This window comes from Streptomyces sp. 8N616 (assembly GCF_052246385.1).
GTDB lineage: Bacteria > Actinomycetota > Actinomycetes > Streptomycetales > Streptomycetaceae > Streptomyces.
Window position 1 is genome coordinate 140022 of record NZ_JBQQBY010000004.1, and the last position, 12985, is coordinate 153006.

The 12985-nt window shown below is 72.8% G+C and carries 10 protein-coding genes; 6 read left to right on the top strand and 4 right to left on the bottom strand.

The window, feature by feature from the left end:
* The first annotated feature begins 247 nt into the window (after positions 1–247).
* Entirely contained in the window at positions 248–2242 is a 1995-nt protein-coding gene (locus ACTWQC_RS05200) for a sulfatase (RefSeq protein WP_443314324.1), read from the top strand.
* 159 nt (positions 2243–2401) lie between these two features.
* Here the strand turns inward: ACTWQC_RS05200 and ACTWQC_RS05205 are convergent, their stop codons facing one another.
* Positions 2402–2872 (bottom strand): nitroreductase family deazaflavin-dependent oxidoreductase, encoded by a 471-nt coding sequence (locus ACTWQC_RS05205; RefSeq protein ID WP_443314325.1) that lies wholly within the window; start codon positions 2870–2872, stop codon positions 2402–2404.
* Positions 2872–4224 (bottom strand): acyl-CoA dehydrogenase family protein, encoded by a 1353-nt coding sequence (locus ACTWQC_RS05210; protein WP_443314326.1) that lies wholly within the window; start codon positions 4222–4224, stop codon positions 2872–2874. Before ACTWQC_RS05210 ends, ACTWQC_RS05205 begins: the two co-directional genes overlap by 1 nt.
* 160 nt (positions 4225–4384) lie before the next feature.
* On the opposite strand from ACTWQC_RS05210, the gene ACTWQC_RS05215 reads away from it, so the two are divergent.
* A complete protein-coding gene (locus ACTWQC_RS05215) occupies positions 4385–5650 on the top strand; it encodes a thiolase C-terminal domain-containing protein (protein ID WP_443314327.1) in 1266 nt (421 codons plus the stop codon).
* Between the two features lie 203 nt (positions 5651–5853).
* On the opposite strand, the gene ACTWQC_RS05220 is transcribed toward ACTWQC_RS05215, so the two are convergent.
* On the bottom strand, positions 5854–6276 hold the full coding sequence (locus ACTWQC_RS05220) for a Zn-ribbon domain-containing OB-fold protein (RefSeq protein WP_443314328.1): 423 nt from the start codon (positions 6274–6276) through the stop codon (positions 5854–5856).
* Between the two features lie 308 nt (positions 6277–6584).
* Here ACTWQC_RS05220 and ACTWQC_RS05225 point away from each other — a divergent pair, with 308 nt between their 5' ends.
* Positions 6585–7874 (top strand): flavin-containing monooxygenase, encoded by a 1290-nt coding sequence (locus ACTWQC_RS05225; protein ID WP_443314329.1) that lies wholly within the window; start codon positions 6585–6587, stop codon positions 7872–7874.
* Positions 7875–8094: 220 nt separating this feature from the next.
* On the opposite strand, the gene ACTWQC_RS05230 is transcribed toward ACTWQC_RS05225, so the two are convergent.
* Positions 8095–8637: a GNAT family N-acetyltransferase gene (locus tag ACTWQC_RS05230; protein WP_443314330.1), complete on the bottom strand. Its 543-nt coding sequence runs from the start codon at positions 8635–8637 to the stop codon at positions 8095–8097.
* 189 nt (positions 8638–8826) lie between these two features.
* Here ACTWQC_RS05230 and ACTWQC_RS05235 point away from each other — a divergent pair, with 189 nt between their 5' ends.
* From ACTWQC_RS05235 to ACTWQC_RS05245, 3 genes are all read left to right on the top strand, one after another.
* Positions 8827–11055, top strand: a complete 2229-nt coding sequence (locus tag ACTWQC_RS05235; protein ID WP_443314331.1) for an acetate--CoA ligase family protein — start codon at positions 8827–8829, stop codon at positions 11053–11055.
* A gap of 286 nt (positions 11056–11341) precedes the next feature.
* Entirely contained in the window at positions 11342–12208 is an 867-nt protein-coding gene (locus ACTWQC_RS05240; protein WP_443314332.1) for an enoyl-CoA hydratase/isomerase family protein, read from the top strand.
* Between the two features lie 60 nt (positions 12209–12268).
* Positions 12269–12964, top strand: a complete 696-nt coding sequence (locus ACTWQC_RS05245; RefSeq protein ID WP_443314333.1) for a flavin reductase family protein — start codon at positions 12269–12271, stop codon at positions 12962–12964.
* Positions 12965–12985 lie beyond the last annotated feature (21 nt).

Here is a 12985-nt window from a genome sequence, read left to right on the forward strand (position 1 = left end):
TGCGGCCCGCGGCCCGCACCCCGACATACGAACGCGCCCCCGCGATAGGTGAGTTGGCGACTCCCCACCACCTCGCCTTTCCACCCGCGCGGGTTGAGTCACCCCCACCGGCGTACGCTTCCGGCGCGGGCGGCGCTGGTGAATGAACGGAAGCCGCGGGCAAGCCGTACGGATGACGGCGGGCCCCCGACCTCCCGATCCCGGTCCGCCGTGCCACTACCGGGCTTCGCACGGAAGGATCTTGGGGTTGTCGAGCTCTCGTCAGCTGCCGAATACGGACAGGGCATCCACGGAGGAGGACCCCACGCCTGAGGGCCCCCCGGAACCCACGCCGGACGACACTGCCGCGAGTCAGGACACCGCCAGTCAGGACACCGCCGGCCAGGACACCGCGAGCCAGGACGCCGCGGCTGACGGCACCGGCATCCGTGGGGAAGCCACCGCAGGTGGCGCCGCAGGTGACGACCCGGGCAAGGCCGCCGGTGACGACCCCCCGGGCGAGGCCCAGGAAGCCACCGCAGGTGGCCCCGCAGGTGGCGCCGCAGGTGACGACCGGGGCCAGGCCGTCGCACGTGGCGGCTGGCGGGACAAGCATCCGGCCACGGCGCGGGCCGTGGCGTGGGGGACCACTGCCCTGGCCGCCGGCCTTGTCCTCTTCGCCCTTCTCCTGCCGAACGAGCTCACCCGCGTCACGCCCAGCGCGTTCGTGCGCATCCCGGGCGAGGCGATCTTCGGGGCCGCCGTGCTGCTCGTCCTGCCGCTGAAGGCGAGGCGGGTGGTGGCGGTGCTCGCCGGGTTGGGCCTCGGCCTGCTGACCATCCTGAACCTCCTCGACATCGGCTTCAACGAGGCTTTCGGCCGAGGGTTCAACCTGGTGCTCGACTGGGTCCTGCTCGACGACGGCGAGTCGTTCCTCAGGGACGCGATCGGCCGGGCGGGCGCGATCGGGGTCGAGATCGGGATCGTGGTCCTCGTCCTCGCCCTGCTCGTCCTCACGACGCTGGCGGTCGTCAGGCTCAGCAACCTCATAACCCGGCACAGCGCCACGGCGACCCGTACCACCCTGATACTCGGGACCGTCTGGGTCACCTGCGCGGCGCTCGGACTGCAGCTCGCCGGCGCACCGGTCGCTTCCAGGAGCACGGCCGCGCTGGTCAAGGACCGTGTGAACCGCGTGAATGCGGCCCTGGAGGACGAGCAGGCGTTCCAAAAGGAGGCCGCCGTCGACGCCTTCCGCGATACCCCGCCCGACCAGCTGTTGACCGGACTGCGCGGCAAGGACGTCATCTTCACCTTCATCGAGAGCTACGGCCGCAGCGCGGTCGAGGACCCGGGGATAGCACCGGGGGTCGACGCGGTGCTCGCCGACGGGACCAAACGGCTGCGCGCGGCCGGGTACTCGTCCCAGAGCGGCTGGCTCACGTCATCTACGTACGGCGGCATGAGCTGGCTGGGCCACTCCACCTTCCTGTCCGGCCTGTGGATCAACAACCAGCTGCGCTACCGCACGATCACCGCGGGCAACCACCTGACCCTCACCGGCGCCTTCCGACGCACGGGCGCCTGGCGGACGGTCGGCATCATGCCGGGCGTCACCACGGGCTGGCCGGAGGCCAAGTTCTACGGTCTCGACCACGTCTACGACTCCCGGCACCTCGGGTACAAGGGCCCGAAGTTCAGCTGGTCGACCATGCCCGACCAGTACACCCTGTCGGCCTTCGAGCGCCTGGAACACGGCAAGCCGGGCGACAAGCCGCTGATGACGGAGATCATCCTGACCTCCAGCCACAACCCCTGGGCGCCCCTCCCCAAGACGCTCGGCTGGGACGAGATCGGAGACGGCTCGGTCTACAACGCCGTCCAGAAGGCGGGCAAGGACCCCAAAGACGTATGGAAGGAGACCGACCAGGTGCGCACCGAGTACGGCCGTTCCATCGAGTACTCGCTGAACAGCCTCATCTCGTACGTGGAGAAGTACGGCAACAAGAACACCGTGCTCGTCTTCCTCGGCGACCACCAGCCCGTCGCGAAGGTCAGCGGCGACCACGCCAGCCGCGACGTCCCGGTCGCGATCGTCGCCCACGACCCGGCCGTGATGGACCGAATATCCGGCTGGGGCTGGCAGGACGGCCTGAAGCCCGGTCCGAAGGCCCCGGTCTGGCGGATGGACACCTTCCGCGACCGCTTCCTGAAGGCCTACGGCCCGCAGCCCGGCTCCACCCCGGCCCGCACAGCCCGGTAACCGCTGGGGGACCGACCCCAAGGGATCCCGGACGAGTCGACCTGCACGCCGGAGTGCGCCGCCGCCGATGCCGCCGCCGATGCCGCCGCCGATGCCGATTCCGACGCCGATTCCGATTCCGATTCCGGCATCGCCCGCGGGCGGCCATCCAGCCCCAGGTCAGCGCGAGTGGAGGCGGAAGAGGCGGATGCGGCGCTCGACGCGGCTCTGATACGTGGCGTACGGCGGCCAGAACGCGAGGACCGCCGCCCACGCCTCCTCGCGCTCCGCCCCCTCGAGCAGCCGCGCCCGCACCGGAATGTCCCGCCCCTTCCAGCTGATCTCCGCCTCGGGGTTGGCCAGCAGGTTCACGGTCCAGGCCGGGTGACCCTGCCGCCCGAAGTTGCTGCCGACCAGGACGAACGTCCCGCCGACCTCCGGCATGCAGGCCAGCGGCGTGCGCCGCGGCTCCCCGCTCTTCGCGCCCGTGACCGTCAGGATCACGCCCGGCAGCATCTGCGCGCTCGGCAGCACCTTGCCGCGCGTCAGCCGGTGCACGGCCCGGTCCACGGCCGGGATCACGTACGGCGCGACCTTCGCGAAGAACCGCGTCGAGGACACCTTCTGGACCATCCGCTCTGCGGCGGACATCAGATCCCCACTCCCTGTGCGGCCGGGCCCGCGGCGGCGCCCGGGGCCGTGCCCCGAGCTGCGGCCTTCGCCGCGTCGAAGAGTCCCGCCCGCTGTGCGGCGCGCGCCCGCAACCGGTGCACGGGACCGAAGAGCAGCTCGTCCGAGGCGGCCCGCTTGAAGTAGAGGTGCGCGTCGTGCTCCCAGGTGAAGCCGATGCCGCCGTGCAGCTGTACGGCCTCGCCCGCCACCGCTCGTAGCGCCTCCAGCGCCTGGGCGAGGGCCGGCCCGCCGACGGCCGGATCGGGTACGGCCTCCGGACCGCCCTCAACCGAGTCGTCCCACGACGCCACCTCGGCCGCCGCCCAAGCCGCGTAGTACGCCGCCGACCTCGCCGCCTGGATCTGTACGTAGAGGTCGGCCAGCCGGTGTTTGACCGCCTGGAAGGAGCCGATCGGGCGGCCGAACTGCTCGCGTGCCTTCACGTATTCCACCGTCCGCGCGAACGCCCCTTCCGCCGCCCCCACCGCTTCCGCCGCGAGGGCAGCGGCCGCCGAGCCGCCCAGCCGGGCCAGCGCACCCAGCACGTCCGCGCCCTCCTCCGGACCGAGCAACTCCCCTTTCATGTCCCGTAGTTCGATACGGGCGTGTGGCCGCGTCTCGTCGAGCGCGGTCCGCCGTGTACGGGTGAGACCCATGGCCCCGCTCCGTACGTCGTCGTCCCGTATGTCGTCCCGCACGACGAACAGCTGTGTGCGGCTGCGCGCGTAGCCGCCGGTGTGGGCGGCTACCACCAGCAGCCCGGCGCTGTGCCCGTCGAGCACCTGGTCGGCCTGCCCGTACAGCCGCCAACCGTCAGGCGTGCGCCGGGCCTGGACACCCCCGGCGCGCCCGCCGCCCGCCCAGTCGCCACCGTCGCCGCCGCTGTCGCCGTTGCCGCTGTCGCCGCCGTTGTCGCCGGTCAGGCCGAGGGCGAGGGGCAGGGCGCCGCCGGGCACGGCGAGCGTGGCGGTCAGCTCGCCGCCCGCGATGCGCGGCAGCAGCACGTCCCGCTGCTCCTCCGTCCCGAGGGCGGCGATGAGCGGCGCGGCGAGTACCGCGGTCGCCAGCAGCGGGGAGGGCAGCAGCACGCGCCCCGCCTCCTCGCAGGCGAGCGCCAGCTCGGCAGGACCGCAGCCCGCACCCCCGTACTCGGCGGGCAGCGCGAGCCCCGGCAGCCCGAGGTGCTCGCCGAGCTGCCGCCACAGACCCTCGTCCCACCCGGCGGGCGTGCGCACCGCGGCCTTGACCTCGTCGGGGCCGCACCGCTTGAGCAGCAGCTCGCGCAGCGTGCGGCGGATCTCGTCCTGCTCGGCGGTGAAGGCGGCGTCCATCGGCAAGCTCCTCCCACCCGGCCTGCTCCCACCGCTGCGCGCTGCACGGCGTGACCAGGGAAACCTGACCTGACGGGCCGTCATGCTAGGCCGCCGAGAACCAGATGGACAGAGCCGCGCGGGAAGCGGCGCCACCATAACCTGATGTACCGTCAGATTCATGCCGAACGCGAACGTGAACGCGAACGCAGACGCGGACGCGGACGCGACCCGCGCGATACGCACGACAGCCCCGACCCGTATCGGTACCGGTACCGGTACCGATAAGGCCCGCAGGGTCGCCGTCGTCGGCGTCGCCCTCGCGGACTGCGGCCGGGTCGACGAGCTCACGCCGTACGCCCTGCACGCCCAGGCCGCCCGCCGCGCACTCGCCGACTCCGGGCTCGACCGCGCGGTCCTCGACGGCTTCGCGTCGGCGGGCCTCGGCACGCTCGCCCCGGTCGAGGTGGCCGAGTACCTGGGCCTGAGGCCCACCTGGACCGATTCCACAGCGGTCGGCGGAGCCACCTGGGAGGTGATGGCCGCGCACGCCGCGGACGCCATCGTCGCAGGCCACGCCAACGCCGTACTCCTGGTGTACGGCTCCACGGCACGCGCCGACCTCAAGGCGAAGCGGCGCACCGCGAACCTCTCCTTCGGCGCGCGCGGCCCGCTGCAGTTCGAGGTCCCGTACGGCCACACGCTCATCGCCAAGTACGCGATGGCCTCCCGCCGTCATATGCACGAGTACGGCACCACGCTCGAGCAGCTCGCCGAGGTCGCCGTCCAGGCGCGCGCGAACGCCGCCCACAACCCGGACGCGATGTACCGCGCGCCGATCACGGTCGACGACGTCCTGTCGGGCCCGTTGATCGCCGACCCCTTCACCAAGCTGCACTGCTGCATCCGCTCGGACGGCGGCTGCGCGGTGCTGCTGGCGGCCGAGGAGTACGTACCGGACACGGCGAAGGCGCCGGTGTGGGTGCTGGGCACGGGCACCTCGGTGTCGCACAGCGCCATGTCCGAGTGGGAGGACTTCACGGTCTCGCCTGCGGCGGTGTCCGGCCGCCTCGCCTTCGAGCGGGCCGGGGTCCGGCCGGACGACATCGATCTCGCCGAGATCTACGACGCGTTCACGTACATGACGCTGGTGACCCTTGAGGACCTGGGCTTCTGCGCGAAGGGCGAGGGCGGCGCGTTCGTCGGGAAGGGGCGGCTGCTGCGGGACGGCGACCTGCCGGTCAACACGGACGGCGGCGGCCTGTCCGCCTGCCACCCGGGGATGCGCGGGCTGTTCCTGCTGGTGGAGGCGGTACGGCAGCTGCGCGGCGAGGCGGGCGAAGGCCAGGTCCGCAAGGCGGGCGGCCGGCTCCCGGAACTGGCGGTGGCCTCGGGCACGGGCGGCTGGTTCTGCTCGTCGGGAACGGTCGTCCTGGGCCGCGACTGAGTGCCGCCGGCGGCGGCGCCGTAACGGGGGCGCCGTAGCCGGGGGCCGCCGTAACCGGGGCGCCGTAACCGGGGCGCCGTAGCGGGAACGGCCGCCCGGCCCGGGATCGCGCACGTGCGACCAGCGGTTACTGAAGGCCGCCGAGTCCCTCGGACTCGCGGTTGCCCCGCCCCGCTGAACTCCTGCCCCGCATCGGCACGTTGTCAGCGGTTGCCGTCCGGGCGGACGCCGTGCCGGAAGACGGGTACGGGCGGGTCGCCCCGGAAGTGGACCCGCAGCTCCATGCCGATGCGGAGGTCGGACTCGGCACAGTCGACGACCTCCGTCATCATCCGCGGGCCCTCCGCGAGGTCGACGACCGCCGCGACGTACGGCACACGGTCGCCGAACGGCGGCAGATCGTTCCGGTGCACCACCGACCAGGTGTAGAGCGTGGCGCGGCCGCTCGCCTCCTCCCACGAGACGCTCTCGCTCCAACAGCGCGGGCAGAACTCCCGCGGGTAGTGGTGCGCCGCGCCGCAGTCGCCGCAGCGGCGGATGAGCAGCCGGCCCTCGGCGGCCGCGTCCCAGTAGGGCTGGGAGAAGGCATCCGTCTCGGGCAGGTCGTAGCGGGGCGGCACGGTCACGGGAAGAGCCCCCAGGCGCTGTCGAGCCGACCGGGGCCGATGCGCAGCACGGCGAGCCATTCGGCTCCGCTGCGCCAGATCGTCTGCACGGGGCACACCCCTTCCGATCCTCCTGACGGTACGTCAGTTCAATAAGTTCAGCGGATCCGGGCGGCTTGGCGCAAGGGGTGGCGGACGGAGCGAGGGGGCGGCGGAAGGAGCATGGGCGGCGGAAGGCCGGTGAGGGTAGCGGACCGTGATCGATCCGCAACCCATTCGGTATGAGCTCGACCGACGCACGGCAATCGTCCGGTCCTACGCTCACGCCCATGCCCGACATCACCCCCACGACCGCCACGGCTCACACGACCCGGCTGCGCAGTTCTCCCGTGTACGTCATCGGCGCCGGGCCCGGCGGACTCGCCACCGCGGCCGCGCTGGGCGAGCGCGGCGTACGCACCGTCGTACTGGAGAAGTCCCGGGCGGTGGGCGCCTCGTGGCGCGGGCACTACGACCGGCTGGAGCTGCACACCACGCGCAGGCTGTCCGCCCTGCCCGGCCTGCCGATACCGCGGGCGTACGGGCGGTGGCTCAGCCGGGACGGCGTGGTGCGCTATCTGGAGGAGTACGCGGAGTACCACCGGCTGGAGATCGCCACGGGCGTGGAGGTGACCCGCATCGAGCGGTCCGGCCTCGGGGCGGAGTCGCAGTCCGAGGCGGAGCCCCAGCCTGGTGCACGGTCCGGCCGGCGAACTGGCTCAGGCTCAGGCTCCGGCTCGGGGTCCGACTCCGGCTCGCCCGGGCCTCGCTGGCTGCTGCGGGCGACCGGCGGGCGGGAGCTCGCGGCGGACGCGGTCGTCGTGGCGACCGGTTTCAACCACACCCCGTACGTGCCGGACTGGCCCGGCCGCGACGGCTTCCGCGGAGAGCTGCTGCACGCGGCCCACTACCGGAACGCCGAGCCGTACCGCGGCCGTGACGCTCTGGTCGTCGGCACCGGCAACACGGGTGCCGACATCGCCGTCGACCTCGCCGAAGGCGGCGCGGCGCGCGTGCGGCTGGCGGTGCGCACGGCGCCGCACATCGTGCGCCGTACGACGGCGGGCTGGCCCGCGCAGGCCACCGGCATCCTCGTACGGCGGCTGCCGCGCCGCGCGGTCGACCGGGCAGCACGGACGATGGCCCGGATCTCCGTCCCCGACCTCGGCCCGTACGGGCTGCCCCGCCCGGACACCGGCCTCTACTCCCGGGTCCTGGAGGGCGCGATCCCGGTCCAGGACGTGGGTCTGATCGCCGCGATCCGGTCCCGGAAGGTCGAACCGGTCGCGGCCGTCGAGTCCTTCGAGGACGACAAGGTGATCCTCGCGGACGGGTCCCCGGTCACTCCGGATGTGGTCATCGCCGCCACGGGCTACCGGCGCGGCCTGGAGGACCTGGTCGGCCACCTGGACGTACTCGACGGCCGCGGCCGCCCCCGCTCCCACGGCCGCCGCCCCGCCACCCCCGGCCTCTACTTCACCGGCTACACCAACCCGATCAGCGGCATGCTCCGCGAACTGGCCATCGACGCCCGCAAGATCGCCCACGCGATCGCATGCGAGGCGGCACTGCGGGGATGAGGCGGCGCGGCTGTTGCGGCGCGGGCTGAAACGACGGGGCTAAGACGGCAGGGCTAAGCGGCGCGGCTGACGCAGCGCGGGTTGATGCGGCGCGAGTTGATGCGGCACGGGTTGATGCGGCACGGGTTGATGCGGCACGGGTTGATGCGGCGCGAGTTGATGCGGCGCGAGTTGATGCGGCACGGGTTGATGCGGCACGGGCCGGGCTACAGGCCGCCGGTCATGGTCGGGACGCCGGGACCCAGAACCGGAGTACGCCGCCGCGCTCGTCCTCCAAGACGCCGCCGCACGCCTCGATGACCTTGCGGGACGCCGCGTTGCCGGTATCGCAGGTGATCAGGGCCGGGTCGACGCCGAGCCGGGCGGCGAGGGGGAGCGCCTCGCGCAGCATGGCGGTGGCGTGGCCGCGGCGTCTGGCAGTGGGGCGGATGTCGTAGCCGATGTGACCGCCGAGCTCCAGCCAGTAGGACGTGAGCCGGTGCCGGATGGCGAGACGGCCGAGATAGGCATCGCCGTCCACGTACCAGAGGGTGGTGCACTCGACGTCGTACTGGAGCAGGCTCCGCGGCCCGTGGGTGAGGCGGAGCCGGCCGAGGTACTCCGCGAAGGCCCCGGGGTCGTGCCAGGTGGGGCCGTACTCGCGCAGGCTGACGCCGACGCTGGAGTCGTCGTCCGGGCCGCCGCGCCCTTCGGCGCGGAACTCCTCCATGGCGGCGAGGTACGAGGCGTGGACCCGGGCATCCGGGAGTATGAGCTGCGGCACCGGGTGAGTGTGCCGCCGCAGGCGGGGCGGTGGCACCTGGTTTTCCTGGGGTGGGCGGGAAATGGCTGCAGGGCTGTTCCTGACAGTGTGTCAGTTCAAGTAATCTGACAGAGCGTCAGCTATACGCGGAGCTCGACCGGTGGGCGCCGCGCGTCCCAATCGGCCATCGAGCAGGAGCGGGCGAGAACGATGCTTGGATCTACTCACGGCACCCTCACCACTCACTCCCGCCCGGCCCGCGTCGTGGCCTGCGGCGAGCTCCCCAGGTCCATGGTGCACAACGCCTCGGCCCCTGGCGAGGACCTGGACGTCAGCGGGCGCCCGCTGCACGCACCCGTGCCCGACCTGGACCGGTTCTTCCGGCCCGAGTCCGTGGCCGTCGTCGGGGCGTCCGACAGCGAGGGCCGGCCCAACACCGGTATCACCCGGCGGCTCATCGACTGGTCCGAGCGGGTCGGCGCCCGCCTGCACCCCGTCAATCCGGGCCGCCCCACCGTCTTCGGTCTGCCCTGCCTGCCTTCCGTCGCCGATCTTCCCGAGCCTGTCGATCTCGCCGTACTGCTCGTCGCCGATCCCCTTCCCGTGGTCGAGCAACTCGCCGAGAGCAAAGTGAAGTTCGCGGTCGCCTTCGCGTCCGGCTTCGCCGAGACCGGCGAGGACGGAGCCGCCGCCCAGAACCGGCTCGCCGACGCCGTACGGCGCTCCGGCCGCCTGCGCCTGCTCGGCCCCAACACCAACCTCAACGCCTTCGAGGACTTCCGCGAGGACCTCGAAGGCCCCGCCATCGCCCTCATCACACAGTCCGGCCACCAGGGACGCCCCGTCTTCGCCCTCCAGGAGCTGGGCATACGGCTCTCCCACTGGGCGCCGACGGGCAACGAGGCCGACCTGGAGACGGCCGACTTCATCTTGTACTTCGCCTCACAGCCCGAGATCGGCGCCATCGCCGCATATATGGAAGGGCTCAAGGACGGCCGCGGATTCCTCCTCGCCGCCGACCGGGCCGCCCGGAACAAGGTGCCGGTCGTGGCGGTGAAGGTCGGCCGCACCGAGACAGGAGCCCGGACGGCCGCCTCCCACACCGGCAAGCTCACCGGCGCGGACGAGGTGGTGGACGCGGCGATGCGGCAGTTCGGCGTGATACGGGTCGACGGGCTCGACGAACTCCAGGACACGGCCGCGCTCCTCGCCCGCGCCCGCCCGCCGCGCGCCGACGGCGTCGCCGTCTATTCGATCTCGGGCGGCACGGGCGCGCACTTCGCGGACCTCGCCGCAGCCGCGGGCCTGAAGCTGCCCGCCCTCTCCGACGCGAAGCGGGCCGAACTCCACCAGTGGATACCGGAGTACCTCGGCGTCGCCAATCCGGTGGACAGCGGCGGACACCCGGTGGGCGACTGGCGCGGCCGGAAGATCATCGACGCGATCCTCGCCGACCCCGCCGTGGGCGTGCTGATCTGCCCCATCACCGGGCCCTTCCCGCCCATGAGCGACAAGCTGGCGCAGGACCTGGTGGACGCGGCGGAGGCCACGGACAAGCAGGTGTGCGTGGTGTGGGGCTCTCCGGTCGGCACCGAGGACGCCTACCGCACCACCCTGCTCGGCTCCTCCCGCGTCGCCACCTTCCGTACATTCGCCAACTGCATCACCGCCGTCCGCGCCTACCTCGGCCACCACCGGTTCGTATCCGGCTACCGCTCCCCCTTCGACGACGCGCCCCGCACGCTTTCGCCCTCGGCGCGCAAGGCGCAGGGCCTGCTGCGCACAGGCGAGCAGCTCAGCGAGCACGCGGCGAAGCAACTGCTGCGGGCGTACGGTATCCGCGTGCCGCGCGAGCAGCTGGTGACCAGCGCGGCCGCGGCCGTCAGGGCGGCGGGACTGGTCGGCTACCCGGTCGTCATGAAGGCCTCGGCCGCCCAGCTCGCCCACAAGACCGAACTGGGGCTTGTCAGGGTCGGTCTGACCTCGGCCAGCCAGGTCCGGGATGCCTATCGCGAGCTGACGGACATCGCCCGCTTCGAAGGAATCAAGCTGGACGGCGTCCTGGTCTGCCAGATGATCGAGCAGGGCGTGGAGATGGTCGTGGGCATGAGTCACGACAGCCTCTTCGGACCCACTGTGACGGTCGGCCTCGGCGGCGTGCTCGTGGAGGTGCTGCGGGACGCAGCCGTGCGCGTACCGCCGTTCGGCGAGGACCAGGCCCGCGCGATGCTGCGCGAACTGCGCGGCCACGCCCTGCTCGAGGGCGTGCGCGGCTCTCCGCCGGCGGACGTCGACGCCCTGGTCGAGGTCGTCCTGCGCGTTCAGCGCATGGCCCTCGAACTGGGCGACGGCCTCGCCGAACTCGACATCAACCCACTGGTCGTACTGCCACGGGGCCAGGGCGCGGTGGCACTCGACGCGCTGGCCGTCTGCCGGTGAGCCGTGGGGCTCGCGCGGCGGGTCCGGCGGCTCCCCTCTCCGCGAACGACGGCGAAGCCGCGCTCCCGGAAACGGGGCCCCGCCGAGCGGGCGGGCGGGTCGGCGCGCGGATCGCCGCAGCGCCGATGGGTCCGTGGGTCGGCGCGCCGCGCCTTTCCCGCCCCCCGCGCGGGAAAGACGCGGCGCGGCCCGCGGGCCGGTCGCACGCCGCCGTGCGGCGAACTGCCCCGCCGCCGCGGATACGGGCCGACGCGTCCAACGTCGCCGTACGACAAGGAGCTTCAACATGACTGCCTCCCCCGAGAAGTCCCTCGAGACATTGGTACTGCACACCACTGACAACGGCGTCTCGTGGATCACGCTGAACCGCCCGGAGGCGATGAACGCCGTCACCTGGGACCAGCGGGAACGCGTCATCGCGCTGCTCGAAGCGGCCTCCGCCGACCCGGACGTGCGGGCGGTCGTCATCGCCGGTACGGGCAAGGGATTCTGCGCGGGCGCCGACCTGCGCGGCGGCCCTCCGGGCGGCGGGGCGGCAGGCGGAAGCGCTCCGGGCGGCAGCGACGGCAGCGACGGCAGCGGCGAGCGCGTCGCGGGCGATGTCGCCCGTACGATCCGCCGCGGCGCACAGCGGCTCGTCGCCGCCGTTCTCGACTGCGAGAAGCCGGTGATCGCCGCCGTGAACGGCACCGCCGCAGGCCTCGGCGCGCACCTCGCCTTCGCGTGTGATCTCGTGCTCGCCGCGGAAACGGCCAAGTTCATCGAGGTGTTCGTGCGGCGCGGGCTCGTCCCGGACGGCGGCGGCGCGTATCTGCTACCCCGGCTCGTCGGTCCGCAGCGCGCCAAGGAGCTCATGTTCTTCGGCGACGCGCTCCCCGCCCCCGCCGCGGAGCGCCTGGGCCTGGTCAACCGGGTCGTGCCCGCCTACGACTTGGAGAAGACGGCCCGCGAGTGGGCCGGGCGCCTCGCCGACGGCCCGACGCGCGCCCTCGCCCTCACCAAGCATCTGGTCAACGCCTCACTCGACGCCGACCGCGCGGCTGCCTTCGCCGCGGAAGCCGCCGCTCAGGAGATCAACATGACGACCGCCGACGCGCGTGAGGGCGTCGCCGCATTCGTGGAGCGCCGGCCTCCGAACTACCGCGGACGCTGAGGTTCCGGTCTGGAGCGTCCGGAGCTTCCAATCTGACGGCTCGTCAGGTTCAATGGGGGCATGATGGGACACGCTGGCATGGCGGCCGCCGCCGTGCGCTATCTGCGCTCGGTCGGTTCGCCGACCTCCGCCGGGCGCCCGGTCGAACCGCTTCCCCGGCCCGACCTGCGGGCCGTTCGGGAGGACGAGCGGCTGCCCGTCGACCCGGCCGAGTTCCGCCGCGTACTGGGCAACTTCGCGAGCGGGGTCACGGTCATCACGGCCCCCGGCACTGCGGACGAGACCCCTGAGGACGATCGCAACCCTCAGGGTGGTCCGGCGGATCATGAAGGCGACCACGGCCGCCCCGCGGGCTTCGCGTGCCAGTCCTTCGCCTCGCTCTCCCTCGACCCGCCCCTGGTCGCCTTCATGGTCGGCCGGACGTCCACGACCTGGCCGCGCATCGCCCGCGCCGGGGTCTTCTGCGTGAACATCCTGGGCGCGGAACAGGGCGGGCTGTGCCGCGACTTCGCGGTGAGCAGCGACCGGCGCCCCGACAAGTTCGCGGGCGTCGCGTACGACGCCGCGCCGGCGACGGGCTCACCGCGCCTCGCGCGCGTGCCGGCGTGGATCGACTGCACGATCCACGCCGTGCACACCGGCGGCGACCACCTGATCGTCGTGGGCCGCGTCGAGGCGCTGGGCACGGACGAGGACGCCTCTGCGGCAGGACCGCTGCTCTTCCACCGCGGGGCGTTCGGCGGCTTCACCTCCTGACCGAACCGCCCGTCCGGGAGC